Here is a 25,492-nt window from a genome sequence, read left to right on the forward strand (position 1 = left end):
CCGCCCGCAGCGCGCCATTCCCGCGTCATGCCACTCCTCCCGCTGTGCGCGCCCATCGTAGTGGCCACCCGGTCCCGACGGGCGGAGTGCACACCATCGGCGGCAACCGGACGATCGCGGCCGGAGACCCGGGGGCACCCGGAGACCCGTAGGCAGCACGAGGCCCGCCGCCCCCACCGGCACCATGCGACCCGCCCCGCTCCCACGGGCAGGTCAGGCCACCCGACGGTGGCAGCCGGGCCGGCGCACCGCGGGTTGGGGCTCCGGCAGCACCTGCACGTCGAACCCCGCCCGAGTGAACACCTCGATCGCCCGCGCTTCGGCCGCGCCGAACTCCACGGTCTCCTCAAGCAGAACGGTCATCAGGCAACCCGAACAGCCGTCAGCCCGGCCCGCGCACTCGTCACAGTCGATCGACATCACGCCTCCCGCCGCGCCGACGGTGATCGGGCCAGCAGGTCGCGTCCTGGTCACGCCCCACCCCAACGCCTCCGCGAGGTCTGCCCAGCACCGTCGGTCACATCGACGCTAGACACAGCGTATGACAGAACCCGGACAACTCGATCAACTCGACCCCGGGCCCCGACGACAATCCGCTGGCGCCGGCTCCGGTCCGGACTGGGACCAGCCCCGCCAACCAGTCAGGAACGGGCCAGCCGGCGCAGCAGCGCGTCGGCGCCCAACGGGTAGGCGCCGTGCCGACGGACGCCATCGGCCACCTCCCGATCCGCGGAGACCACCACCACCGGCCGGCCCGACGGCTCGGCCCGGACCAGACGCCGGATCAGTTCGTCGGCCGTCTCGCCCTTGCGGGAGAAGAGCACCCGGACGCCGCGCGGGCTCGGCGGCAGGCCATGCATCCGCTCGGCGCCGTCGAAGACCACGGTTACCTCGTCGCCGGTCTGCGCGGCGATTCCACCCAGCCCAGTGATCAACCGCTTACGCTGCTGCTCCAGGGACATCTCGCCGAAGCCCCGCTTGGTGACGTTGTAGCCGTCCACCACCAGATGAGCCCGGGGCAGCGCGAGAAGCTGGTCCAACCGGGCTGGGTCGTCGGAGTCCCGGGCTCGGGTGGCGACACCTGCCACGGGAGCGCCGGACTGGTCGGCGAAGGCATCGGCGACGAAGTCGGCCGGCAACCTGTCCGCCGGATCCAACGCCAGCTCGCGCCGCAGGCCCACCGCGGCCTGACCGATCGTCTCCAGCAGCAGCCACAACCGGGCGTCGTCGACCGACCTGGACTCCTTGGCGCTGGCCCGGGCTACCCCGGCCGCCGCCTCGGCCTCGGCCAGCCGGCCCCGGGCCCGACGTAGCTCCGCCTCGGCGTCCGCCGTCGCGCGCGCCGCCCGGCCCCGCTCGGTGGCGAGTAGCTCGTTCGTCCGGCGCTCTCGGGCCTGCGTCTCGCGCAACGACCGGGCAAGCTTCCGCGACTCCTCCCGGAGTTGGCCGAGCTCCTCGCGGACCCGGGCCAGCTCGTCGCGGAGCTTGTCTGCCTCGACCCGGGCCACCGCACGGTCGTGCTCCGCCCGGGTAGCCCGCTGCTCGGCCTCTCTGACCAGCTCGGCGACGACCGCGCTGTCCGCCTCGGCCCGGACCGCCGAGCCGCTGGCCTCAATGAGGTCCCGCCACCCCCGCGGGCGCGCCAGGTATGCCAGGGCTGCGACCTCCACCGGCTCGGCGGCGGCCGGCGCGGTGCCCCCGACTACTGCCGCGCCGAGGTCACCGGCGTCGGCGAGCACCCGAGCGGCCACCCGCTGGCGAAACAGTGGGTCGCCGGTCAACTGGGTCGCGATCATCGGCGCGCCAAGCCGCGCTCGCCGTTTGGGAGCGAACTTGGCCACCCGTCGCAGCGGGACCGGTACCTCGTCCACGGGCAGGCCGGGCAACACCGCCGCGGCCAGCACCACGATCCGCTGCCGGACCGGCTCCGGCAGCACCGGTTCCGGACCCCCGTCCGCTGCGGGCTCGTCGCCCGGCGGCGGAGGAACGTCGGCGGACGGCGCAGGGTCGGCCGCGCTGTGGGATCCGGCACCGGAACTGGCGGTGCCGGTGGCAGCCGGGTTGGCGGTGGATACGGTGGCGCCGGCGGCGACCGGATCATCGAGAGTGCCCCCCGTACCCTCGATGCCCGGCTCCGGCGCAGCGGCGACCGACTCCTGCGCGGGGCGGTGGTCGTCGTCGTGGGGCTCGGCGAGGGGCATGTGGCAAGTCTCCCACTGTTGCCCGGCCCACCGCCCAGCGAGTGAGCTGACATCTCGCCGCAGGACTGTTGTCAACGCTCCGCCGCGCGCTGGCGTCGGCGGCTTCGGGGACGATGCGATGGCGAACGCTGCGCAGCCGGGGGGTGCGGTGTCGGACCGGGCCGTTAACGTGCCCGCCAATGGCACCACAGAAATATGTCCAGGAGTTGTTGGCCGGTCTCGACCCAGCTGTCGGCGGCGTTGATCCGGCGCTACCGCTCTACGCGACCACCTTCGTCGTGGTCGACCTCGAGACCACGGGCGGTACGCCGGACGGGGGCGGCATCACCGAGATCGGCGCGGTGAAGGTCCGCGGCGGTGAGCAGCTCGGGGTGCTCGCCACCCTGGTCAATCCCGGCACACCGGTCCCGCCCTTCGTCACCGTGCTGACCGGAATCACCCAGTCGATGCTGCTGCCTGCCCCACCGATCACCGAGGTCCTGCCGAGCTTCCTCGAGTTCCTTCCCCCCGACGCGGTCCTGGTCGCCCACAACGCCCCGTACGACGTGGGGTTCCTCAAGGCGGCCTGCGCGGCGCACGGCTATCGCTGGCCGAGCCCGCGGGTGCTGGACACGGCGGCGCTGGCCCGACGGGTACTGACCCGTGACGAGGTGCCCAACCGCCGACTCGGCACCCTCGCGGCATACTTCCGCACCGCCACCCGGCCCACCCACCGGGCGTTGGACGATGCGTTGGCCACCGTTGACGTGCTCCACGGATTGATCTCCCGGCTCGGTGGTCACCGGGTGCACACCATCGGCGAGGCGATCGAGTTCGCCCGGGCGGTCACCCCCACGCAGCGCCGCAAGCGGCACCTCGCCGAAGGCTTGCCCCACTCGCCCGGGGTCTACCTGTTCCGGGGCGCCGACAACCGTCCGCTCTACGTTGGCACCTCGATCGACATCGCCACCCGGGTCCGCAGTTACTTCACGGCCGCGGAGAAGCGAGCTCGGATCTCGGAGATGCTCGCCGCCGCCGAACGGGTGGAGGCGGTGGAGTGCGCCCACTCACTCGAGGCGGAGGTGCGGGAGCTGCGCCTGATCGGCACACACGCCCCGCCGTACAACCGACGGTCGAAGTTCCCCGAGCGGGTGGTCTGGCTGAAGCTGACCGACGAGGCGTACCCACGACTGTCGGTGGTGCGGAACCTGGCCCCGGGGGACGAGGCCTACCTCGGGCCCTTCACCTCCCGCCGCGCCGCGGAGCTCGCCGCGGCGGGCTTCCACGACGCGATGCCGCTGCGGCAGTGCACGCACCGGCTGTCGGTACGGAAGGTCACGCCGGCCTGCGCCGTGGCCGAACTGGGTCGCTGCCCGGCACCCTGCGAGCACCGAATCACCCCGACGGAGTACGCGGATCGCGCGACGACGCCCTTCCGTAGGGCGTGCGGCGATGATCCGCAGGGCGTGGTGGACGCCTTGCTTGGCCGGATCGAGACACTCTCGGCGGGACAACGCTACGAGGAGGCCGCGGTGGTGCGGTCCCGGCTGACCGCCGTGCTCCGCGCGATTACCCGGATGCAGCGACTCGCCGCGCTCACCGGGATCGCCGAGGTGGTGGCTGCCCGGCCGGCATCGGACGGAGGTTGGGAGTTGGCACTGGTGCGGCATGGACGGCTGGCCGGCGCCGGCGTGTCTCCGCCCGGGGTCCACCCACGACCAACAATCGCCACGATCCGGGCGACCGCGGAGACCGTCTCCCCAGGCCACGGACCGACTCCGGCCACCAGCGCCGAGGAGACCGAGCGCATCTTGTCCTGGTTGGAGCGTCCGGAGACCCGGTTGGTGGAGATGTCGTCCGCCTGGGCCTCCCCGATCGCCGGTGCGGGCCGGTTCCAAACCCTGCTGGCGAAGGCGGCAAACGCCGCTTCCCGCCAATTCTCGACCGAAAGCCCATGACCAACTGGCTGATTGGATGACGGTGACTCGCATAGGCTGTTAACAAGTGCAGTCCTGCCCGTTTCTGGGCCTGCCCCGGCACCGGCCACGGTGACCGTGGGCCGGGGTGAGGAGGTATCCCTCGTGGATGTCGACGCCGGACACGGCGCCGCCTTGGAGGGCGCGCTTCCGCCCCAGCCGGCTGATCTGCCGCTGACCCGCCGGCTGCGGACGCTGCTGGCGTGGTCCACCACCGACAGCGACCCCGTTGGTGAGCTGGTCCGCACGCATCGGAACGTCCACTCCGGAACAGACCCGTCGATGCTACGTCGGGCGTACACGATCGCCGAGACGATGCACCGCGGGCAGTTCCGCAAGAGTGGCGAACCCTACATCACCCACCCACTCGCGGTCGCCCAGATCTGCGCCGGTCTCGGCATGGACGCGACCACCCTGGTCGCGGCGCTGCTACACGACACCGTCGAGGACACCCGCTACACCCTCCAGGCCCTCGCCGACGACTTCGGTCCCGAGGTCGCTCACCTGGTCGACGGAGTGACCAAGTTCGACAAGGCGTTCTACGGTAAGGCCGCCGAGGCCGAGACGATCCGAAAGATGATCATCGCGGCCGGCAAGGACGTCCGGGTGTTGATTATCAAACTGGCGGACCGGCTGCACAACATGCGCACGCTCGGGGTTCGCTCCGCCGCGTCCCGGGAACGCATCGCCCGCAAGACCCAGGAGGTACTCGTTCCGCTCTGCGACCGGCTGGGCATCCAGAAGCTCAAGCGAGAACTGGATGACATGGTGCTGATGCACCTGAAGCCGGAAGAGCACGACCGCATCTCCCGGCACCTGCACGACCGGCCCGGCTGGGACGCGTACCTGGCGGAGGTCGTGTCCCGGGCGAAGACGGCGCTACGCCGCAGCCGCGTCGACGCCGTGGTGGCCCCCCGTCCGCGCCACCTTTACTCGATCTGGAAGGACACCCTGGCCGGCGACCACGCCAACCCGTTTGACCTGCCCCGGGTCGTAGTTGTCGTGAACGGCCCGGCCACCGACTGCTACGCAGCTCTGGGCGCCGTCCACGGCACGTGGCCCCCGGTGCCAGGCCGGTTCAAGGACTACATCGCCTCTCCCAAGAACAACCTCTACCGCTCCCTCCACACCAGCGTCCGCGGGCCGAGAGATCGCACGGTGGAGGTGCTGATCCGCACCGAGGAGATGCACCGCTGCGCGGAGTACGGCATCGCCGCCAGCTATCGCTTTGCCCATGCCCGCGTGGACCAGGCCGTCCGGGACGAACACCTGGACTGGCTGCGACGCGTGCTGGACTGGGAACAGGAGACCGCCGATCCGGCGCAGTTCCTGGAGTCGCTGCGCTGCGACCTCGCCGAGGCGCAGATCCAGGTCTTCGCTGACGGGCAACAGGTGGTGCTGCCGGCCGGGGCCACCCCGGTCGATCTCGCGTACGAACTCGGCACCGAGCGCGGCGACCACTGCCTGGCGACCCGGATCAACGGTCGACTCGCCCCGCTCTCCTCCTGCCTTGAGGAAGGCGATGTCGTGGAGATCTTCACCGAGACCGAGCAGACGCCCGGCGACTTCGACGCGGCTCCGCGCGGTCCCCGCCGGGAATGGCTCGGCTTCGTCAAGTCCCCACAAGCCCAGATGCAGATCAACCGATGGTTCGCCGACCACACCGAACCCGGAATCTCCATCGCCGACAAGGTCCGCCTCGGCCGGGCCGCCGTCGGGCTGGCCCTACGCAAGCACGACCGCGGCCTCGCCAGCGACCTGCCCCTACTCCGACTCTCCGAGGAACTCGGCTACCCCGACCTGGAGACGATGCTCGTCGCGGTCTTCGACCGGGCGATCGAACCAGACACGGTGGTCAAGCAGCTCATCGACCTGGTTGATCATCGACGGTGACCCGGCCCGCCCCAGGCCGGCAGAGACTCACCCGACGGCACTAGCCTGGACGCATGATCTGCCGCTCGCGGATATCCGGACGTGCCGTCGCATACCAGGTCTTCTACCGGCTCCCGCTGCCCGTACGGCGTCGCCTGGTTCGGCTGACCGTGCCGAAGTACATCGTCGGTGCGGTCACCCTCGTTCGCGACACCGAGGCCGAAGGGACGGGCCGGCTGCTTCTGCTGCGCCAACCGCCCGGCCGAGGGTGGACGCTGCCGGCGGGGCTGCTGCAGAAGCGGGAGGCACCGGTGCTCGGGGCGTGCCGCGAACTGTACGAGGAGACGGGCATCCGGCTCTCCCCACACGACCTGACCCCGGCAGTACCGAACGCAGTCGTTCACGACAAGGGGTGGGTGGACGTGGTGTTCACCGCCGCCGTGCCGGCGTCGACCACCACCCTGCGCGTCGACGGTGCGGAGGTCTTCGAGGCCGCCTGGCACCCACTTGACGCCCTGCCCCGGTTGACCTGGCCCACGGCCCGCCTGCTCGGCTACTTCGACATCGGGCCGCTGGCGGGGCAGTTCCCGCCAGCGCTCCCCGACCGCCAGCCGTGACCTCCGTCGAAATCTGCGCGGTGGTCCTCGCCGCCGGCGAGGGCAGCCGTCTGCGTCCGCTCACCGAGCGGGTACCCAAGGCGCTCTGTCCGGTCGGGAACGTCCCGCTGCTCGACCGGGTACTCGCGCGGCTCGCCGGGATCGGCCTGACCGGGGCGAGCCGCGTGGCGGTCAACGCCAGCTACCTCGCTGCACAGGTGATCGCTCACGTCGGCGACCGGGCCCACCTGTCGGTGGAGCCCGACGGCCCGCTCGGCACCGCTGGCGGCCTGGCGAAGCTACACGACTGGATCAACGGGCGGGGCGTGCTGGTCGGAAACGCCGACGCGTACCTCGCCGACCCGGATCGTCCGCCCGGGCTGGACATCGCCGCGCTCCTGCACGACTGGGACGGCGAGACCGTACGGCTGCTGGGCCAGCCCGCCGTAGACCCTACGGCACCCGGCACCTTCAACGGCCACGCCTTCACCGGCTTCTCCCTGCTGCCGTGGCGGCGAGTTCGGAGCCTGCCAGCGGAGTTCGGCGACCTGGTCCGGACGGTCTGGCGTCCGGCGGAGGCAACCGGTGAGCTGACGGTGATCCCCTACCCCGGCACGTTCTACGACACCGGTACGCCCGCCGACTACCTCACCGCCAACCTGCACGCCGCGGGCGGCGACACCCTGGTCGACCCCACGGCGCTGGTAACCGGCCCGTGCCGGTCTGCGGTGATCGGAGCGGGTGCGCGAGTACACGGGGCCGTCACCGGGGCCGTGGTCTGGCCGGGCGGCACCGTGGGGGCGGAGGAGCACGTTCAGAACGCGATCCGCGCGGGGACCGACCTCACCGTCGTAGTCAACGAACCCGCTGCTCCCGGGAGCGTCTAGCATGAGCGACGACGCCGACGAACGGAGCGAACTCCCGTGATCACCGCGATTGTGCTGATCGACTGCGCCACCGACTCGATTCCCGAGGTGGCAGAGGCACTCGCCGCGCTGCCTGGTGTCAGTGAGGTCTACTCGGTGGCCGGGCAGGTCGATCTGGTCGCGATAGTCCGGGTCCGCGAATTCGAGCAGATCGCTGAGGTGATCGCGGGACGCATCTCCAGGGTCTCGGGGGTACTGAACACCGACTCCCACATCGCGTTCCGCGCGTACTCGCAGCACGACCTCGAGCAGACGTTTGCGATCGGCCTCGCCAACGCCGACTGATGGGGCGGCCCGGGGCGGCCGCCGCCAGCCGGCGGCCGGTCCGCCCCGTCTGGGGTGGACCGGCCGTCGGACTACCTCATCGTGATCAACTCATGCCCGGAGCCGGGGTTTCAGTGCCGCCGCCCGGAGCCGGTGACTCGGTGGTGCTACCCGGAGCCGGGCTCTCGGTGGTGGCACCGGGGCCCGGAGTGGTCATACCCGGGCTCGGGGTGCCGGTGCCGCTGCTCTGTGGGACTGGGACACCCAGTTGGTTGGCCAGCTCGACCAACTCGTCGTAGTGGGTCTGCAGGGTCGGCAGCGCGGTCTGCGCAAGCTCGATCACCGACGAGTCAGAACCCTGCGAGATCTCTGTCTGGGTGGCCTGGATGGCCTGGACGTGGCCGGTCAGGTTACTGGTCACCCAGAGCTGGTCGAATTCCTCGCCACTGGCGTTGTTCATCTGGTCCATGGCGTCCTGCTGGTCCGCCGTCGGCTCGTTCGACAGCTCGACGCCGAGCTGGTTGGCGACCTGTTGGACCGTCTCGTCCAGTTGGGTGTGGTCAGTCCCGATCTGCTGGCCCAGATTCTTGACCCCCTGGTCCTGGGCCTTCTGCCCGGCCATCTCCCCCTTGCTGATCTCGAACAGATTCACCTGGTGGATGGCCTGTAGGTACTGCGTGTCCTGCTGTGAAGGCTGCGCCGCGGCCTGGGCAGCCGCGGCGGGTGCGATACCCACCAGCACCAGCGCGGCCAGCAGGCCCAGGCGTTTGAATCCCAACATTCGTCCTCCCCCTAGAGACGTTGGACCGCACGGATACCCGACTGGCCGGGGTTATTCCTCTGTCCCCCGCCATGCCTCCCAACAGGCGTGGCGCCCGCCGGAGTTCTCCGGCGGGCGCCACGTGCGGTTACGTCGCGGGCGAGGTCAGCGGCGCTCGCCGCTGGTGATCTCCGAACGCTCGGTGTCCGGATCAACCGGCGGATGTCCCGGCGACACCGGCGCCTCGGCAGGCTTCTCGATCGGGTAGAAGAAGCCCCGGATCGCCGGGCCAAGCGCGCCGAGTCGGTTCATCTTCTTCGGCACCACCCAGCCGACGTACTCCAGTTCGCCGTCCTCACGGTGGAGTGGCTGGTGCACCTCGACGAACCGGCCGTCCGGCAGACGCCGAATGATGCCGGTTTCGACCCCGTGCGCCAGAACCTCTCGGTCGTGCTGCTGGAGACCCAGACAGATCCGGTAGGTGACGTAGTACGCCAGCGGCGGAAGGATCAGCAGACCGATTCGCCCGCCCCAGGTCATCGCGTTCAGGCTGATATTGAACTTGTCGGCGATGACGTCGTTCGCCCCGGAGAGTGCCAGCACCAGGTAGAAGGTGACGGCCATCGCGCCCAGCCCGCTACGCGCCGGGACGTCTCGCGGCCGCTGGAGCAGGTTGTGGCTGCGGTGGTCCTTGAGGCGCCGGGCCTCGATGAACGGATAGAGCACGGACATACCCACCAGCACCCCGGGCAACACGACCGTCGGCCAGAACAGCGGCGGGATGACGTACCCGTCGCCGATTGGAATGTAGATCTCCCATGCGGGCATCAACCGGGTAGAGCCGTCGAGGAACATCACGTACCAGTCGGGCTGGCTGGCGGCCGACACCACCCACGCCTCGTACGGCCCGAACAACCAGATGGGGTTGATCTGGAACAGGCCGGCCATCAGCGCGATCACGCCGAAGACAACCATGAAGAAGCCGCCCTGCTTCAACGCGTACCGCGGGAACATCCGCTCGCCGACCACGTTGTCGTTGGTCCGGCCGGGGCCAGGCCACTGGGTGTGCTTCTGCTTGAAGACCAGCCCCAGGTGGGCACCGATCAGAGCGAGCAGCAGACCGGGGATGAGCAGCACGTGCGCGATGTAGAACCGGCTGATGATGATCGTTCCGGGGAACTCGCCATCGAAGATCGAGGACGTGAGCCAGGAGCCGATCACCGGAATCGACAACATGATGCCGGAGGCGATTCGGAGCCCGGTGCCGGAGAGGCCGTCGTCCGGCAGGGAGTAGCCGGTGAAACCAGCCAGGAAGCCGACCCAGAACAGCAGCGAACCGATGATCCAGTTGGTCTCCCGCGGCTTACGGAACGCGCCGGTGAAGAAGATCCGCAGCATGTGCACCACGATCGCGGCCATGAACAACAGGGCCGACCAGTGGTGCATCTGCCGCATGATCAGGCCACCCCGGACGTCGAACGTAATGTCCAGACTGGAGGCGTACGCGGCGGACATCGGCGTGCCCCGCAGTGGGGCGTAGCTGCCGTTGTAGATCACCTCGGTCATCGCCGGCTCGAAGAAGAAGGTCAGGAAGACCCCGGTGAGCAGCAGGATGATGAACGAGAAGAGCGCGATCTCACCCAGCAGGAAGGACCAGTGGTCCGGGAAGACCTTGTTCAGCAGCCGACGGAGCGGGGTGGCCACCTGGAAGCGGTCGTCCACTCCCCGGGCCGCGTTGCCCGGGACGGCTGCCATCTCAAACTTTCGCCGCTTCACGGCCGCTCCCAGAAGTCGGGTCCGACGGTCTCGGTGTAGTCGGACGTCGCCACGAAGTAACCCTCGTCGTCAACGACGATCGGCAACTGCGGCAGCCGCCGGCTGGCGGGACCGAAGATGGGCTTCGCGTTGTCGGTGATCAGGAACTGCGACTGGTGGCACGGGCAGAGCAGCCGGTTGGTCTGCTGTTCGTAGAGGCTGGCGGGGCAGCCAGCGTGGGTGCAGATCTTCGAGTAGGCGGCGAAGTTGCCCCACATGTAGTCATCGTGGCCGATCCGCACGTTGGCCTCGCGGGCCTCCTGCGCATCCGCATCCCGAAGGTGAATCAGCAGCGCCGGCGAGTCCGCATACTGGTTGCTCACCCCGTGCTCAATGCCGGGAAAGACGGTGATCTGACCACCAGTGCTGATGTCCGCCGGACGGATCGGGCGGCCGTCCTCACGGACCAGCCGGACCTTCTGTCCGCCCTCGGTGGGCGCGAAGCCCGTGGTGAACATCTGGTTGTTCTTGTGCGGCTGCGAGATCAGGCCACCCACCAACGGCGCCGCGGCCACCGCGCCGACTGGCGCGAGACCGGCCAGCAGCGAGACTCCCAGCAACGGCCGGCGCTTCACGCCCAGCTCGTCGGCCATGTAGAGCATCGTCTGGGCGGTGATGGTGCGGTCCCGCTCGTTGACCGCGCCCTCATGCCGGTCCTGGACCGAGACCTCCTTGGGCAGCAGCTTCTTACCCCAGGTGAGGATGCCGAAGCCGATGCCCAGCAGGGAGATGCCCAGGGTGACACCGAGCAGCGGCGTGTACCACTTGTCACCGCCATAGCCCAGCTCGTACTCCCACGGCCACCAGATGTAGATCGCCAGGAAGGCGGTCGCGGAGAACCCGGTCAGCAGGAAGAACAGGGCGACCGTCCGGCTCAGTCGACGCTCGGCCTTGCTGCCCGGCACAACCTGGGGCTCGTAGTGGACGATCTCGATGTCGTCCTCACGAGCACCCGCACGAACGATGTCGAAGCGACTGAGATCCGGGTCATCCAGGTCAACCGGCTGGTCGCCGCCCGAGTGCCCAGGGTGGGTGGTGGTCATGCCGTCACCTCGCTGTGGGCGATGCCGACCCGCGACACCGACGCAATGTTGGTCAGGAGCCGCCCGGTCACGACTTACCTGCAATCCACAGGGTGGTAAAGACCAGCGCGACGATGCCGACCAGGAAGATCGCCAGGCCCTCGGTCGAGGGGCCGTAGCGGCCGAGGTTGAAGCCACCCGGGTCCTGGTTGTGGTTCAGGTTCTCCTGGATGTAGGCGATGATGTCCGCCTTCTGCTCGGGCGTGATCTGGTTGTCCCCGAACACCGGCATGTTCTGCGGTCCACTGAGCATCGCGGCGTAGATCTGACGGTCGGTGGCGGGCTTCAGGCTCGGCGCGTACTTCCCCGAGGAGAGGGCTCCGCCGCCACCGCCGAAGGCGTGACACTGCGAGCAGTTGATCCGGAACAGTTCACCACCGGCGGCGAGGTTGCCGCCCTTGTGAAGATCCTCGCCGGCCGGCACCTCCGGGCCGCCGCCAAGCTCCTGGATGTACTGCCCGAGCTGACGGATCTCATCGTCGCTGAAGACCGGAGGCTTGCGGGGCGCCTGGGCCTCCTGACGGACCATCGGCATCCGACCCGTGCCCACCTGGAACTCGACCGAGGCGGAGCCAACGCCGACCAGGCTCGGGCCGCGCCCCTCGACGCCCTGCGCGTTGCGACCGTGGCAGCTCACACAGCTTTCGTTGAACAGCGCCTTGCCGTCCGTGGCGGCGCCGGACATCTGTGTGTCCTGCGCCTGCACGCTGGGGGCGAAGGCAGTGTAGGCGCCGCCGGCCAGCATCAGCGCTGCTAGCAGCCGGACCGCGGCACCCAGGCGGCGGCGGCCCCTGCTGCGCGCCGCGGGCCGCCCGCGCAGCCGCGCGAACAGACCGCGTCGGCGGTCGTTGTCAGAAGTCATGACCTGTGTCCTTAACCGGTTGGACCTTGCCTGAGGGGACGAAGCAGCGGCGCGATTCTGGACGCGCCAAGATCACTGAAGCCAGTAGATCATGGCGTAGAGCGCGATCCACACCACATCGACGAAGTGCCAGTAGTACGACACCACGATCGCCGACGTCGCCTGCGCCGGCGTGAATCGACCCATGGTGGTACGAATCATGAAGATGACGAAGGCGACCAGACCGCCCGCCACGTGGAGACCGTGGAAGCCGGTGGTGAGGTAGAACATCGACCCGTAGCCGTCTTCGTTGATCTTGATGCCCTCGTGGATCAGCTCCCGGTACTCGTTCAGCTGACCGAGTACGAAGATCAGTCCCATCACGAAGGTGATCGTGAACCAGCGCCGCAGGGCGTGCACGTCCCCCTTCTCCGCGGCGAACACGCCGATCTGGCAGGTCACCGACGAGAGCACCAAAATCACCGTGAACGTCGTCGCGTACGGAACATTCAGGTGCGGAGTGTGCTCCGCCCACTGCTCCGGCGCCGCGGCACGGATCGAGAAGTACATCGCGAACAGCGCCGCGAAGAACATGAGTTCACTGGAGAGCCACACGATCGTCCCGACGCTGACCATGTTGGGTCGCGTCAGGGAGTGGATCCGGCTCTTGTCAATCGCTGGGGCCGCAGTCACGCGGTCATTATTGCCGTTGAGCGGGGCCGGCGATCAGCGGGGGCCCAAACCGGTGCTCCGGGCAGCCCGATCGGGGGGGTCCGATTAGCCTCACCTAGGGTAAAAACGTGCAGCACGTCGATCGAGTCTCCATTGCTACCGAGGTCGCCGCACCGGCCGCGACCTCGGTGGCCGCACCGGCGGCACCCGCGGCCGTCCCACCGCCATTCACCCTCACCTCGGTCGTCACCGAGGTGCAGCCAGTCAGCTGGATCGCCGTCGGCGTGGCGCTCGCAGCCGGACTCTACCTCTACGGCGTACGGCGGCTCCGGGTGCGCGGCGACCGGTGGCCGGTGGCCCGAACGTTCCTCTTTCTCGGCCCCGGCCTCGGCGGCATCGCCTCGGTGACCCTCAGCGGGCTGGCGGCCTATGACACGACGCTGCTGTCGGTGCACCTGGCGCAGTACATGGTGCTCTCGATGGTGGCACCGATCTTCCTGGCGCTGGGCGCCCCGGTCACGCTGGCGCTACAGGCGCTGCCACAGCGCCCTCGCGAGCGGCTGCTGACACTCGTGCACAGCCGGATCACCCGGCTCTACAGCCACCCCCTGGTCGCCTTCGCGATCTTCATGGTCACCCCGTTCGCCCTCTACTTCACCGACCTGTACCGCTATACGCTCGAGCACGCGTGGGCGCACGAGTTGGTCCACGCGCACGTCCTCCTGATCGGGTGCGTCTTCTTCTGGCCACTACTCGGGCTCGACCCGCTGCCGCACCGCTGGCCCTACCCGGGCCGGGCGCTGCTGATGCTGCTCTCCGTGCCGTTCTACACCGTGCTCGGGCTCACCATCATGCAGTCGACCGCCCTCTTCGGTGGCGACTGGCACCCCTCGCTCGGCCTGACCTGGGCCGACCCATGGGAGGACCAGCTGATCGCCGGCGGCATCCTCTGGGCCGGCGGCGAGTTCGTCAGCGTCACCATGCTGGCGGTGCTGGTCGCGCGATGGATGCGCCAGGCCGAACGGGAGGCCCGCCGAATCGACCGCGAGCTGGACCGCCAGGAGGCCGAACAGCGGGCCAGCCAGGCGGCGGGCTGACTGCCAGCACCGCCCGTGGAGGCACCGCAGAGTACGCCCGGTACGATCGGCAGATAGCTACGAGGTGGGAGCCAGTTAAGCAATGAGCGATCGTCGGTGCACCGTCCTGCTCTACAGTGACGACCCACAGGTCCGGGATCGGATGCGACTCGCCGTCGGTGCCCGGCCCGCACCCGGCCTCACGGTCGAGTTCGTCGACGTGTCCGACTACGCCGAGTGCATCCGACTGGTCGACGACTACGAATTTGATCTCCTACTCCTGGACGGCGAGGCCAACCCGGGCGGCGGTCTCGGCATCGCCCGGCAGGTCAAGGACGACCGGGCCGACGCCCCACCCACCTGCGTGGTGCTCGCTCGTGCCGCCGACCGATGGCTCGCCGCCTATGCCGAGGCCGACGCCACCCTGGTGCATCCGCTCGATCCGGTGACCACCGGCACGACCGTCGCCGAACTGCTGCGGACCCACGCACCGACCTGACGTCCCCCGCTCCGGCACCGCCTCGGCGCCGGAACCGCCGGCGCCGGATCCTAACCCCTGGACCGCTCGGGAGGCCCCCATGGGCGAACGGACCTGGCCGCATCTGCTCGCCGCGCTGCTGCGCGGCGACGAGCTCTGCACTGCCGACACCGCCTGGGCGATGGGTGAGATCATGTCCGGCTCGGCGGGCCCGGCGCAGATCGCCGGGTTCGCCGTCGCCTTGCGGGCCAAGGGTGAGACCCCCACTGAGCTTGCCGGTCTGGTCGAGGCGATGCTCACGCACGCCGTTCCGGTCAATCTGCCCGCGGAGCTACGCGCAACCGCAGTGGATGTGGTGGGCACCGGTGGCGATCTCGCGCACACCGTGAACATCTCCACCATGGCCTCCCTGGTGGTCGCCGGAGCCGGCGTGCGGGTGGTCAAGCACGGCAACCGGGCCGCTTCCTCGTCCTGCGGCACCGCGGACGTACTGGAGTTCCTCGGACTACCCCTGGACTTGGGCCCCGAGGCGGTGGCGACCTGCGTCGCCGAGGCGGGGATCGGCTTCTGCTTCGCCGCCCGGTTCCACCCCGGAATGCGCCACGCTGGCCCGGTCCGACGGGAGTTGGGCGTACCAACCGCCTTCAACTTCCTCGGCCCACTCACCAACCCGGCTCGTCCCCGAGCTGGCGCGGTCGGCTGCTTCGACGCCCGGATGGCGCCGGTCATGGCCGCGGTCTTCGCCGCGCGCGGTGACTCGGCGCTCGTCCTGCGCGGCGAGGACGGACTCGACGAGTTCACCACCGCCGCTCCCACCCGGGTCTGGGCGGCACAGGATGGCACGGTTCGGGAGGCGCTGCTCGACGCGACCGACCTTGGGATACCCCGGGCCACCCTCGCCGACCTACGCGGCGGTGACGTCGCCTACAACGCCGAGGCGGTACGCCGCCTACTGGCCGGGGAGACCGGGCCGGTGCGGGACGCGGTGCTGGTCAACGCTGCCGCAGCGCTCGCCACCCAGGGGCCCCTGGACGCAGACCTGACCGAGGCGCTACAGGCCGGTCTTCTCCGCGCCGCCGATTCGATCGACTCCGGCGCCGCGGCCCGCACTCTGGAGCGCTGGATCGACGTCGCCCAAACCGTAAGGCCGGCGGCCGTCTGAGCCAACACCAGACCGGCTCTGCCAACACCAGACCCGCTCAGCCAACGGCGAACGGCCCGCTCCCGACAGGGAGCGGGCCGTTCGGCTGACTGCGGTCAGTGCTCGGCGGTGCGCCGGGTGCCACTGTAGTACTCGAAGAGCAGCCCACAGACGGCCATGACGACCGCTACCAGGCCGAGAGCCAGCAGCCAGAGCTGCCAGAACACGAGACCAAGACCGGCGACGGTGGAGGCCAGCGCGATGCCGAACGGCCAGTAGCTGCCCGGGCTGAAGAAGCCCACCTCGCCCGCGCCGTCAGAGATCTCCGCGTCGGGCCGGTCCTCAGGGCGCAGGTCGATTCGTCGGGCGACAAACCAGAAGAAACCACCGCACATCAGGCAGAGCAGGAAGCTCAACAGCAGGGCGATCGTGCCAACCCATTCGATCTGGCCGCCGTCACCGTAGGTCCAGCCCCCGTAGAGAGCCGTAGCAAAGAGCAGGAACCCGGCGATAGTGAGGAAGATGCGCCACTCGGTCTTCATGCCTGCTCCCTCAGCTACCCGAGCCGGTAGCCGACTTGTCGGGGTTGAAGTTCGCGTCGGTGCGTCGCGTGTCGAACGGCTCGGTGGTCGTCGCGTACGGATCTTCACCGATTGCGGTCAGCGCCTCCTGCGTGGACCTTCCGTCCTGCTTGGCGGCGATGAACTGGTCGTACTTCTCCGGCGTGACGACCCGCAGTTCGAAGTTCATGAAGGCGTGGTAGGTGCCGCACAGTTCGGCGCAGCGGCCCACGTACGCGCCCTCACCCTCAAGCTTGGAGACCTCGAAGACATTGCGAATGGTACCGGGGAAGACGTCACGCTTGAACAGCATCTCCGGCACCCAGAACGAGTGGATGACGTCGCGGCTGGTCTCCTCGAAGCGGATCGACCGGTCCGAGGGCAACACCAGGATCGGGATGACCTCGCTGGTGCCGAGGACCGACGCGACCGTGTTGGCCTCCACACCCTGGCCGTCGCGGTAGTTGAACTGCCAGTTCCACTTGAAGGCGACCACCTCGACGGTGACATCCGGGTTCCGGGAGGTCTTGCCCACGTCGGTCTGCACGATCGCCGTGTAGTAGAAGAGCACGGACACGATCAGGATCGGGGCGATGGTGTAGAGGAACTCCATCGGCAGGTTGTAGCGAGTCTGCACCGGCAGCTGGTTGCCCCGCTTCCGGTAGCGCACCACGCACCAGAAGATGAGGCCCCACACGAACACGCCGACCGCAAGCGCCGCGACACACGAGGCGATCCACAGGTCGTACATCCGGTTCGCCTCGGGGGTGATACCGCCCTGTGGCCAGCCGAAACCGCCGAACGCGGCGCCGACATCGCAGCCCGTGAGCAGGACCAGCAGTGCCGCTCCGCCGAGACCGAGCCCAGCCAGCCGGCCGGCACCCCGCACCCGGCGCCCACCGGCTCCCGGGTACGCGCTGTGCCGTACGGCCGACGGCCGTACGTCCGAACTCCTTGCGACCACCTGGTCCTGCCTCCCTAGCGCGCCGCCGTGTCATCTGGTCTGCCGGCCTCCGCCGGGCGGAGCTACAGCACCGGCGGCAAAGGCGTCACCGACGGTCGCAGATTACTCGACCAGGACCGGCTGGACCCGATTGGGGTGGTTGTCCGCCCCCATCAGGGTGATCTCGAGACAGGCGAGACGATAGCGTGGGGTTCCGTGAACGCCTCTCCGGTCTACCTGGACGCCGCCTCCGCCGCGCCACTGCACCCTGTCGCCCGACAGGCCCTGCTGGCCGCCCTCGACGACGGCTGGGCCGACCCACAACGGCTCTACACCCAGGCTCGACGTGCGCGTCAACTCCTCGACGCGGCGCGGGAGGCCGCCGCGGCCACCCTCGGCGTTCGACCGGACGAGCTCTCCTTCACCCCGAGCGGTACCGCTGCCGCGCACTCGGCCGTCCTTGGCGGGCTCTCCGGACGTCGCCGGACCGGGTCCGGCCTGGTGCACTCGGCGATCGAACACTCGGCAGTGCTACACGCCGCCGAGCGGCACGTAGCCGGGGGCGGCACGGCGACGTCGGTCCCGGTCGACCGGACTGGCCGGATCGATCTGGACGCCTGGTCGGCGGCGGTCGGCGCGTCCGGCACCGCGCTCGCCGCCCTGATCGCCGCGAGCCACGAGGTCGGCACCGTGCAGCCGGTCGCCGAAGCCGGTGCCGCCTGCGCCACCGCCGGCGTGCCGCTCTACGTTGACGCAGCGCAGGTGGTCGGGCATGTGCCGGTGCCGGCAGGCTGGTCGGTGCTGACCGCGAGCGCCCACAAGTGGGGCGGACCGCCGGGAGTCGGCGTGTTGGTGGTTCGCAAGGGCACCCGCTGGGAGTCGCCGTGGCCGGTGGACGAACGCGAGTCGGGGCGGACCCCGGGGGTGGTGAACCTACCGGCGGTCGTCGCGGCGGCGGCGAGTCTGCGCGCGGCGGCGGCCGACGCGGACGCACGGGCGGCCCGACTCGCCCGCCTGGTGGACCGGATCCGGGCCCGGGTAGCGACCGACGTGCCGGATGTGGAGGTGGTCGGTGATCCCGAACATCGACTGCCGCACCTGGTGACCTTCTCCTGCCTCTACGTCGATGGTGAGGCGCTGCTGCACGCGTTGGACCGGCGCGGCTTCGCCGTCTCCTCCGGGTCGTCGTGCACGTCGTCGACGCTACGCCCGTCGCACGTGCTGGCGGCGATGGGAGTGTTGTCGCACGGCAATGTTCGGGTCTCGCTGCACCAGGACACGACCGAGGCCGACGTGGAGCGGTTCCTGACCGAGCTGCCGGGGATCGTGACCGCACTGCGGGCCGAGGCGGGCGTGGTGGGGCTGTGACGGCGCCCGAGGTAGTCGACTGCCGGGGGCAGCGCTGCCCCCTACCGGTGATCGCGGTGGCCCGCCGCCTGCCCGAGCTGCCGGTGGGCACCCTCGTCCGGGTGCTGGCCGACGATCCGGCCGCCGCGGTGGACCTGCCCGCCTGGTGCCGACTTCGAGGTCAGGAGTTCGTGGGCCGGGTGGACGGTCCCGACGGCCCGGGATTCGACGTTCGCCGCCGGCGCTGACCCCGAGGCCCGGGGCCAGCGCCGGCGTGAGATCACGGCACCAGGTGCGGGCGAACCTCTTCGGCAGCCGCGTCGCCGTACGACTCGGCGAGCCGCTTGACGAAGAGGTCCCGGCGGAGCTGGTACTCCTGGGTGCCGACCGCCTCCAGCACGAGGGTGGCGAGCAACGAGCCGACCTGGGCGGCCCGCTCCAGCCCAAGGCCCCAGGAGAGCGCGGCGAAGAAGCCGGCCCGGAACCCGTCGCCGACTCCCGTCGGGTCGATGGCGCGGATCTCTCGGGCGATCGGCACATGGATCGGATCCACGTCCCGTCCGGCGATCTCCACACCCTGCTTGCCCAAGGTGGTCACCCGCACCTTGACCAAGTCGAGCAGCTCCTCGTCACTGAGGCCGGCCTTGCTCTGTAGCAGCGACTTCTCGTACTCGTTGGTCATCAGGTACTCGGCGCCCTCAACCAGCGCGACGACATCCTCACCGGGCATCCGGGCCAGCTGCTGGGAGGGGTCGGCCGCGAACGCGTATCCCCGCGCCCGGCACTCGGCGGAGTGGCGCAGCATCGCCTCCGGGTCGTTGGCACCGACCAGCACCAGGTCGAGGCCGCCGGACCGGTCGGCGATCGGCTCCAGCTCGATGTTGCGCGCCTCGCTCATCGCCCCTGCGTAGAAGGAGGCGATCTGGCACATCTCGGTGTCGGTGGTGCAGACGAAGCGGGCGGTGTGGGCGATCTCGCTCACGTGCACCGAGTCGCAGTCGACGCCGTGCCGCTCCAGCCAGGAACGGTAGTCGGCGAAGTCGGCGCCCACCGCGCCCACCAGAACCGGCCGCAGGCCGAGCTGGCCCATGCCGAAGGCGATGTTGGCGGCTACCCCGCCCCGGCGGAGCACAAGGTCGTCCACCAGGAAGGAGAGCGACACTTTGTCCAGCTGGTCGGCGATGAACTGCTCGGCGAAACGGCCGGGGAAGCTCATCAGATGGTCAGTCGCGATCGAGCCGGTCACGGCGATCTTCATGTCATCCCTTGGGGTGTCGGGAGCGGGGCGTCGGTCAGCCTACCGCTCCGGCTACCCCGAGGTAACCGTTCAGCTGAGCCATCAGCAACCCCCGTACCAACCGCCGGGGGGCCGGTCCCGTGCTGGAAAACGGGGGCCGGCCCGCCGGAAAACCGGTCAGCTGAACGAGTCGCCGCAGGCGCAGGAGTTCCCTGCGTTCGGGTTGTCGATCGTGAAGCCCTGCGCGTCGATACGGTCGGCGAAGTCGATGGTGGCGCCGCCCAGGTAGGGGGCGCTCATCCGGTCGACGACGACCTCCACCCCGTCGAAGTCGGTGACGACATCGCCGTCGAGCGACCGCTCGTCGAAGAAGAGCTGGTACCGCAGGCCGGAGCAGCCACCCGGCTGCACCGCGACCCGGAGCCGCAGGTCATCACGGCCCTCCTGCTCGATCAGAGCCTTGACCTTCTGGGCCGCGACGTCGGTGAGGATGACGGCCGTGGAGGCCTCGGTCGACTCGGTCTGCGCTGGCGTGGTCACGTGGAATCTCCCTGCACACGTAAGGTGTGGTCGTCGTGGCCAACACCGTCGGTCAACGATTCCCACTGCGGTCCGGCTTTCGATTGTAGGCCGCTCGCTACCGGATCACCCAGGTGACGGGGCCCGCATCGGGCCGGTCAGCGGCTCCACTGCCGGGCCAGCCGGGCCGCCAGGGCCCGCAGCCCGCTGGCCGGCCGTCCGATCGCCGCCTCAACCCCGCCGTTTTCCTCCCCGCCGTAGTGCTCGACGAGGCTGTGCGCCTCGGTGACGCCCGCCGCGGCAGCCTCCCGTCGACCCGCGCCCACCCGCCCCGCCAGCACCACGCACGGCACGCCCCGGTCCCGGGCCGCACCGGCCACCCCGGCGACCACCTTGCCGCGCAGGGACTGCTGATCAAACGAGCCCTCGCCGGTGATCACCAGATCGGCGGTATCCAGCACGGTGTCCAGCCCGACGGCGCGGGCGACCAGGCCGATCCCCGACTCACACCGGCCGCCGAGGGCGAGCACCGCCGCGCCCAGCCCACCGGCCGCCCCGCCACCGGGCAGGGCGCCCAGGCCATCGGGGCAGCCGGACAGGTCCCGTTCGAGGACCGCGGCGAAGCGCTCCAGCGCCGCGTCGAGCAGCAGGACGTCCGCCCGGTCGGCGCCCTTCTGCGGGCCGAAGACGTTGCTCGCCCCATGGATCCCGAGTAGCGGGATGTCCACGTCCGTGGCGGCGACCAGCCGGGCCCCCCGCAGCCGGGGCGCGCCGTCCAGCGCCGCGACGGCGGCCAGCGCCGCTCCCCCGTACGGCAGGGCCGCGCCGGCGCCATCCAGTGATGTCGCGCCGAGGGCGGCGAGCAGGCCCGCGCCGGCGTCATTGGTGGCCGAGCCACCGAGCCCGATGACCACCTCGGAAGCACCGCACTCGACGGCGGCGGCCACCAGCAGCCCCACTCCGTACGAGGTGGTGCGCCTCGGGTCGCGCTCGGCCGGGGCGAGCAGGTGCAGACCGCAGGCCTGAGCACTCTCCACGTACCCGGTACCGGCCGGGGTGAGCAGGATCGCACCGGCCGTCGGACGGCCGAGAGGGTCGACGGTCGGTACCGGAACCCGGCGTGCGTCCACCGCCCCGGCCAACACGTCCAGAAACCCGGGGCCACCATCGGCTAGGGGGTGCACGAGCAGGTCGTCGTCCGGTGCCACCGATCTCCAGCCATCGGCCACGGCGGCAGCCACCTCCGGAGCCGACAGGGTGCCGGCGAACTTGTCCGGGCAGAGCAGCACACGCATGGCGAGCAGTGTGGCAGCACACACCGGCGAGAGTCGCCACGCACCGGTGCTGTGGAACCATAGGGGCGTGACGTCAACCTGGGTTGAACCTTCCGCCACCGCCACCGCGCTCCTCCTGCTCGGTCGGGGCAGCGATCCGGCTACCGAACGGGGAGTCGAGTGTCCTGGCGACCTGCCGGCACCGAGCGACCCCGAGCTGGTGGCCCGTGCGACGGCGGCGAAGGCACAGCTGGGTGACCGGGTCTTCGTGCTGGGCCACCACTACCAACGCGACGAGGTGATCCAGTTCGCCGACGTGACCGGCGACTCGTTCAAGCTGGCCCGGGAGGCCGCGGCCCGGCCGAACGCGGAGTACATCGTCTTCTGCGGCGTGCACTTCATGGCCGAGAGCGCTGACATCCTCACCACGGACCAGCAGCAAGTTGTCCTGCCCGACCTGGCGGCCGGTTGTTCGATGGCGGACATGGCGGCGCTTCCACAGGTCGAGGAGGCCTGGGAGAGCCTTGCCGACCTCGACCTCACCGAAGGCACCGTCCCGGTCACCTACATGAACTCCTCGGCGGACATCAAGGGTTTCGTCGGGCGCCACGGCGGTGTCGTCTGTACCTCGTCGAACGCCAGACGGGCGCTGGAGTGGGCGTACCAGCAAGGCCAGCGGGTACTCTTCCTTCCCGACCAGCACCTGGGCCGGAACACCGCCGTTCTGGAGCTGGGTTTCTCGCTGGACGACTGCGTACTCTACGACCCGCACAAGCCCAACGGCGGGCTCACCGCTGAGCAGCTGCGTGATGCTCGGATGATTCTTTGGCGGGGGCACTGCTCGGTGCACGGCCGGTTCACCCTCGACAGCGTCAACGACGTACGCGAGCGGGTTCCGGGCGTCAACGTGCTGGTACACCCCGAGTGCCGGCACGAGGTGGTCCGCGCCGCCGACTTCGTCGGATCCACGGAGTACATCATCAAGACGATCGAGGCGGCGCCGGCCGGCTCGGCGTGGGCGGTGGGCACGGAGCTGAACCTGGTCCGCCGGCTGGCACTGGCCAACCCGGACAAGCAGGTGATGTTCCTGGACCGAGCGGTCTGCTACTGCTCGACGATGAACCGCATCGATCTACCCCATCTGGTGTGGGCCCTGGAGGAGCTGGCTGCCGGCCGGGTGGTGAACCAGATCACGGTGGATGCGAAGACCGCGCATCAGGCCCGGACGGCGCTGGACCAGATGCTCGCCCTACCGGGAACGGAGAACCGGCCGCCAAGCGGAGCCCGGTAACTGTCCGTAGTAGCTTTGGCGCAAAAAGTGCTAGAACGCCGATTAGTAGCGCCAAGGGCGATCTGACCGACTCCGCCTTCGTCACAGAGGGCTATGCTGCCCTGGGCGACGACACGTGGGTGTCCCGGTCACCGACCCCGTCACCGCGGATCGCAGGACATCCAACCCCACCGATACCCGGCACCACTCGACGCGCTGGAGGTTGCGTTGACCGACGACGTCCTGGTCGTACACGGAGGCACTCCGCTGGAAGGGCGAATTCGCGTACGCGGCGCGAAGAACCTGGTCTCCAAGGCGATGGTCGCCGCGCTACTCGGGGACAGCCCGAGCCGGCTCTACGACCTACCGAAGATCCGTGACGTCGAGGTCGTCCGTGGCCTGCTCGGCGTACACGGAGTCAAGGTCACTGATGGCGACGAGGACGGCGCGCTGGTCCTCGACCCCGCCAACGTGGAGAGCGCCAGCACCGACCAGATCAACGTGCACGCCGGGTCAAGCAGGATCCCGATCCTGTTCTGCGGGCCACTGCTGCACCGGCTTGGCCACGCCTTCATCCCGGACCTCGGCGGTTGCCACATCGGCCCCCGCCCGATCGACTTCCACCTCCAGGCGCTGCGCGAGTTCGGGGCCACCGTCGACAAGCAGCCGGAGGGCCTACACCTGTCGGCGCCGAACGGCCTACACGGCACGAAGTTCGCGCTGCCCTACCCGAGCGTCGGCGCCACCGAGCAGGTGCTGCTGACCGCGGTGATGGCCGAGGGCGTCACCGAGCTGCGCAACGCGGCGGTCGAGCCGGAGATCGTCGACCTGATCTGCGTCCTCCAGAAGATGGGCGCGATCATCAAGGTGCACACCGACCGGGTGATCGAGATCCAGGGCGTGCCGAAACTCCACGGCTACTCGCACCGCCCGATCCCGGACCGGATCGAGGCGGCCAGCTGGGCCGCCGCCGCGCTGGCCACCCGCGGCCACGTCGAGGTGCTGGGCGCGGAGCAGGCCGACATGATGACGTTCCTCAACATCTTCCGCTCGGTCGGCGGCGAGTACGAGGTCACCGACGCCCGCCCACCCCGGCTGAACGACCCCGGGCAGGAGGGCGGCATCCGATTCTGGCACCCGGGCGGGGAGCTGAAATCGGTCGCGCTGGAGACCGACGTGCACCCGGGCTTCATGACCGACTGGCAGCAACCGCTGGTCGTGGCACTGACCCAGGCCCGCGGGCTCTCGATCGTTCACGAAACCGTGTACGAACAGCGACTCGGCTACACCTCGGCGCTGAACTCGATGGGTGCGAACATCCAGGTCTACCGGGACTGCCTGGGCGGCACGCCGTGTCGCTTCGGCCGGCGCAACTTCAAGCACTCGGCGGTCATCGCCGGGCCGAGTAAGTTGCACGCCGCCGATCTGGTCATCCCCGACCTGCGAGCCGGTTTCAGCCACCTCATCGCGGCGCTCGCCGCCGAGGGCACCTCCCGGGTGTATGGCGTCGACCTCATCAACCGCGGTTACGAGGACTTCGAGGCGAAGCTCGCCGACCTGGGCGCGCACGTCGAGCGACCGTGACCCATCCCCCCGGCGGCACCGCCTGCTCCTGACGCCCGCGCCCGGCGCACCGCGATGTGCACCGGGCGCGGACGTTTGGCTACGCTTGCCACGTGCCCCTGTTTCGTCGTAAAGCCACTGACCTGCTCGAGGAGTCCACCAGGGCGGTGACGCCCGAGGAGGAGTCCGCCGCCCACCCTCGGGGCTACACGCCGGCGAAGGGGCGCGAGACACCCAAACGGCCCAGCATCGGCCGACGTCCCACCACGGCGGTCAAGTCGCTGAGCAAAGAAGAGCGACGCGAGGAGCGCCGCCGGCTGCGCGCCGAGGCGGCCGCCGAGTTCCGACGCGAGGGCGGCCCCCGAGACCGGGGGCCGGAGCGCCTGCTCGCCCGCAACGTGGTCGATTCCCGACGCACGGTGGGCACCTGGTTCTTCAGTGGCGCGCTGATCGTGCTGCTCGGCTCGAACCAGGCGATGCCGCCGGAGGTCCGGCTCGCCTCCAACATCCTGTGGGTGGCGCTCGCCTTCGCCTTGATCATCGACTCGATCCTGATCTCACGAAAGATCAAGAAGCTGGTCCGGGATCGTTTTCCGAACACCGGGCAGCGGCTGGGATCGCTCTACCTCTACGCAATCATGCGGTCGATCACCTTCCGCCGGATGCGGGCCCCCGCACCCCGGGTCGCCATCGGCGATCCGGTCTGACGGCACCCGCCGTCGGGCACCCGCCCGCCCCCTCCCGACACCTCGGCCCGACGCCCTCCCGACACCCGGCTGGGCGCTGATGCTGCCGCACCCGGCCCCGGCAGTCACGAGTACCTGTCGCCAGCCGCCCGGATACCGAAACCTGGTCCGGTTATAGCCCAAATTTCCGGAACATGGGATAACGTTTGGGTCCCGCGCGGGCGCCACAGTGGCGGCGACCGAGCCTACGCCGCTACCCTCCTTCCGCAGCTACGCCTTGCTGGACGGGAAGAGCCACCGACCGGCGGGTGCCCAGCGCGACAAGGTGCAACGAGGTGACAATCGCCGTGAGCGAGCGGACGCGAGCCGGTCATCGGAATGCGCCCGTAAGCAGACGGACACCCCGTCCACGTC

General features: G+C 69.8%; 25 protein-coding genes. 13 read left to right on the top strand and 12 right to left on the bottom strand.

Going from position 1 to position 25,492, the window contains the following annotated elements; genetic code table 11:
- Positions 1–213: 213 nt before the first annotated feature.
- The gene (locus STROP_RS16450; RefSeq protein WP_018830579.1) at positions 214–420 is read right to left on the bottom strand and encodes a hypothetical protein; all 207 of its coding nucleotides are present in this window, start codon (positions 418–420) and stop codon (positions 214–216) included.
- A gap of 221 nt (positions 421–641) precedes the next feature.
- Positions 642–2,201: an NYN domain-containing protein gene (locus STROP_RS16455; protein ID WP_012014496.1), complete on the bottom strand. Its 1,560-nt coding sequence runs from the start codon at positions 2,199–2,201 to the stop codon at positions 642–644.
- A 179-nt stretch (positions 2,202–2,380) separates the two neighbouring features.
- Between STROP_RS16455 and STROP_RS16460 the strand changes: the two genes are divergently transcribed.
- The 5 genes from STROP_RS16460 to STROP_RS16480 all read left to right on the top strand — a co-directional run bounded on the left by STROP_RS16460 (position 2,381) and on the right by STROP_RS16480 (position 7,835).
- On the top strand, positions 2,381–4,138 hold the full coding sequence (locus STROP_RS16460) for a DEDD exonuclease domain-containing protein (protein ID WP_026275108.1): 1,758 nt from the start codon (positions 2,381–2,383) through the stop codon (positions 4,136–4,138).
- A 123-nt stretch (positions 4,139–4,261) separates the two neighbouring features.
- Positions 4,262–6,049, top strand: a complete 1,788-nt coding sequence (locus STROP_RS16465; protein WP_012014498.1) for a RelA/SpoT family protein — start codon at positions 4,262–4,264, stop codon at positions 6,047–6,049.
- A 53-nt stretch (positions 6,050–6,102) separates the two neighbouring features.
- Positions 6,103–6,645, top strand: coding sequence for an NUDIX hydrolase (locus STROP_RS16470; RefSeq protein WP_012014499.1), 543 nt, complete (start codon positions 6,103–6,105; stop codon positions 6,643–6,645).
- Positions 6,642–7,511 carry a nucleotidyltransferase family protein gene (locus STROP_RS16475; RefSeq protein WP_012014500.1) on the top strand — a complete coding sequence of 290 codons (870 nt, stop codon included), beginning with the start codon at positions 6,642–6,644 and terminating at the stop codon, positions 7,509–7,511. Before STROP_RS16470 ends, STROP_RS16475 begins: the two co-directional genes overlap by 4 nt.
- 36 nt (positions 7,512–7,547) lie before the next feature.
- A complete protein-coding gene (locus STROP_RS16480) occupies positions 7,548–7,835 on the top strand; it encodes an Lrp/AsnC family transcriptional regulator (protein ID WP_012014501.1) in 288 nt (95 codons plus the stop codon).
- Positions 7,836–7,920: 85 nt separating this feature from the next.
- On the opposite strand, the gene STROP_RS16485 is transcribed toward STROP_RS16480, so the two are convergent.
- The 5 genes from STROP_RS16485 to ctaE form a co-directional block, all read right to left on the bottom strand.
- Positions 7,921–8,595: a DUF4142 domain-containing protein gene (locus STROP_RS16485; RefSeq protein WP_012014502.1), complete on the bottom strand. Its 675-nt coding sequence runs from the start codon at positions 8,593–8,595 to the stop codon at positions 7,921–7,923.
- 144 nt (positions 8,596–8,739) lie between these two features.
- Positions 8,740–10,350, bottom strand: coding sequence for a cytochrome bc1 complex cytochrome b subunit (gene qcrB, locus STROP_RS16490; protein WP_012014503.1), 1,611 nt, complete (start codon positions 10,348–10,350; stop codon positions 8,740–8,742).
- The gene (gene qcrA / locus STROP_RS16495) at positions 10,347–11,432 is read right to left on the bottom strand and encodes a cytochrome bc1 complex Rieske iron-sulfur subunit (protein WP_012014504.1); all 1,086 of its coding nucleotides are present in this window, start codon (positions 11,430–11,432) and stop codon (positions 10,347–10,349) included. Before qcrA ends, qcrB begins: the two co-directional genes overlap by 4 nt.
- 67 nt (positions 11,433–11,499) lie before the next feature.
- Complete coding sequence (gene qcrC, locus STROP_RS16500; RefSeq protein ID WP_012014505.1) at positions 11,500–12,333, bottom strand: cytochrome bc1 complex diheme cytochrome c subunit; 834 nt, start codon at positions 12,331–12,333, stop codon at positions 11,500–11,502.
- Between the two features lie 72 nt (positions 12,334–12,405).
- Positions 12,406–13,005 (bottom strand): aa3-type cytochrome oxidase subunit III, encoded by a 600-nt coding sequence (gene ctaE / locus STROP_RS16505; protein ID WP_012014506.1) that lies wholly within the window; start codon positions 13,003–13,005, stop codon positions 12,406–12,408.
- Positions 13,006–13,112: 107 nt separating this feature from the next.
- Between ctaE and STROP_RS16510 the strand changes: the two genes are divergently transcribed.
- The 3 genes from STROP_RS16510 (at position 13,113) to trpD (ending at position 15,700) form a co-directional block, all read left to right on the top strand.
- Positions 13,113–14,081, top strand: a complete 969-nt coding sequence (locus STROP_RS16510) for a cytochrome c oxidase assembly protein (protein ID WP_012014507.1) — start codon at positions 13,113–13,115, stop codon at positions 14,079–14,081.
- Positions 14,082–14,163: 82 nt separating this feature from the next.
- A complete protein-coding gene (locus tag STROP_RS16515; RefSeq protein WP_012014508.1) occupies positions 14,164–14,559 on the top strand; it encodes a response regulator in 396 nt (131 codons plus the stop codon).
- Between the two features lie 79 nt (positions 14,560–14,638).
- Positions 14,639–15,700 carry an anthranilate phosphoribosyltransferase gene (gene trpD / locus STROP_RS16520; protein WP_012014509.1) on the top strand — a complete coding sequence of 354 codons (1,062 nt, stop codon included), beginning with the start codon at positions 14,639–14,641 and terminating at the stop codon, positions 15,698–15,700.
- Positions 15,701–15,795: 95 nt separating this feature from the next.
- Here trpD and STROP_RS16525 read toward each other — a convergent pair whose 3' ends face one another.
- Positions 15,796–16,221 carry a cytochrome c oxidase subunit 4 gene (locus STROP_RS16525; RefSeq protein ID WP_012014510.1) on the bottom strand — a complete coding sequence of 142 codons (426 nt, stop codon included), beginning with the start codon at positions 16,219–16,221 and terminating at the stop codon, positions 15,796–15,798.
- 10 nt (positions 16,222–16,231) lie between these two features.
- The gene (ctaC, locus tag STROP_RS16530; RefSeq protein ID WP_012014511.1) at positions 16,232–17,203 is read right to left on the bottom strand and encodes an aa3-type cytochrome oxidase subunit II; all 972 of its coding nucleotides are present in this window, start codon (positions 17,201–17,203) and stop codon (positions 16,232–16,234) included.
- 195 nt (positions 17,204–17,398) lie between these two features.
- Between ctaC and STROP_RS16535 the strand changes: the two genes are divergently transcribed.
- Both STROP_RS16535 and STROP_RS16540 read left to right on the top strand, forming a co-directional pair.
- Positions 17,399–18,550: a cysteine desulfurase family protein gene (locus STROP_RS16535; RefSeq protein WP_026275109.1), complete on the top strand. Its 1,152-nt coding sequence runs from the start codon at positions 17,399–17,401 to the stop codon at positions 18,548–18,550.
- On the top strand, positions 18,547–18,777 hold the full coding sequence (locus STROP_RS16540; RefSeq protein ID WP_012014513.1) for a sulfurtransferase TusA family protein: 231 nt from the start codon (positions 18,547–18,549) through the stop codon (positions 18,775–18,777). Before STROP_RS16535 ends, STROP_RS16540 begins: the two co-directional genes overlap by 4 nt.
- A gap of 32 nt (positions 18,778–18,809) precedes the next feature.
- Here STROP_RS16540 and STROP_RS16545 read toward each other — a convergent pair whose 3' ends face one another.
- The 3 genes from STROP_RS16545 to STROP_RS16555 form a co-directional block, all read right to left on the bottom strand.
- Complete coding sequence (locus STROP_RS16545; protein ID WP_012014514.1) at positions 18,810–19,787, bottom strand: carbohydrate kinase family protein; 978 nt, start codon at positions 19,785–19,787, stop codon at positions 18,810–18,812.
- A 156-nt stretch (positions 19,788–19,943) separates the two neighbouring features.
- Positions 19,944–20,306, bottom strand: coding sequence for an iron-sulfur cluster insertion protein ErpA (erpA, locus tag STROP_RS16550; RefSeq protein WP_012014515.1), 363 nt, complete (start codon positions 20,304–20,306; stop codon positions 19,944–19,946).
- A gap of 137 nt (positions 20,307–20,443) precedes the next feature.
- Positions 20,444–21,580 carry a glycerate kinase family protein gene (locus tag STROP_RS16555; protein WP_012014516.1) on the bottom strand — a complete coding sequence of 379 codons (1,137 nt, stop codon included), beginning with the start codon at positions 21,578–21,580 and terminating at the stop codon, positions 20,444–20,446.
- Between the two features lie 67 nt (positions 21,581–21,647).
- On the opposite strand from STROP_RS16555, the gene nadA reads away from it, so the two are divergent.
- From nadA to STROP_RS16570, 3 genes are all read left to right on the top strand, one after another.
- On the top strand, positions 21,648–22,850 hold the full coding sequence (gene nadA / locus STROP_RS16560) for a quinolinate synthase NadA (RefSeq protein WP_012014517.1): 1,203 nt from the start codon (positions 21,648–21,650) through the stop codon (positions 22,848–22,850).
- A gap of 207 nt (positions 22,851–23,057) precedes the next feature.
- Positions 23,058–24,413, top strand: coding sequence for a UDP-N-acetylglucosamine 1-carboxyvinyltransferase (murA, locus tag STROP_RS16565; RefSeq protein ID WP_026275110.1), 1,356 nt, complete (start codon positions 23,058–23,060; stop codon positions 24,411–24,413).
- Between the two features lie 92 nt (positions 24,414–24,505).
- Positions 24,506–25,099: a DUF3043 domain-containing protein gene (locus tag STROP_RS16570; protein ID WP_018830583.1), complete on the top strand. Its 594-nt coding sequence runs from the start codon at positions 24,506–24,508 to the stop codon at positions 25,097–25,099.
- The last annotated feature ends 393 nt before the right edge of the window (positions 25,100–25,492 follow it).

The organism is Salinispora tropica CNB-440 (assembly GCF_000016425.1).
GTDB lineage: Bacteria > Actinomycetota > Actinomycetes > Mycobacteriales > Micromonosporaceae > Micromonospora > Micromonospora tropica.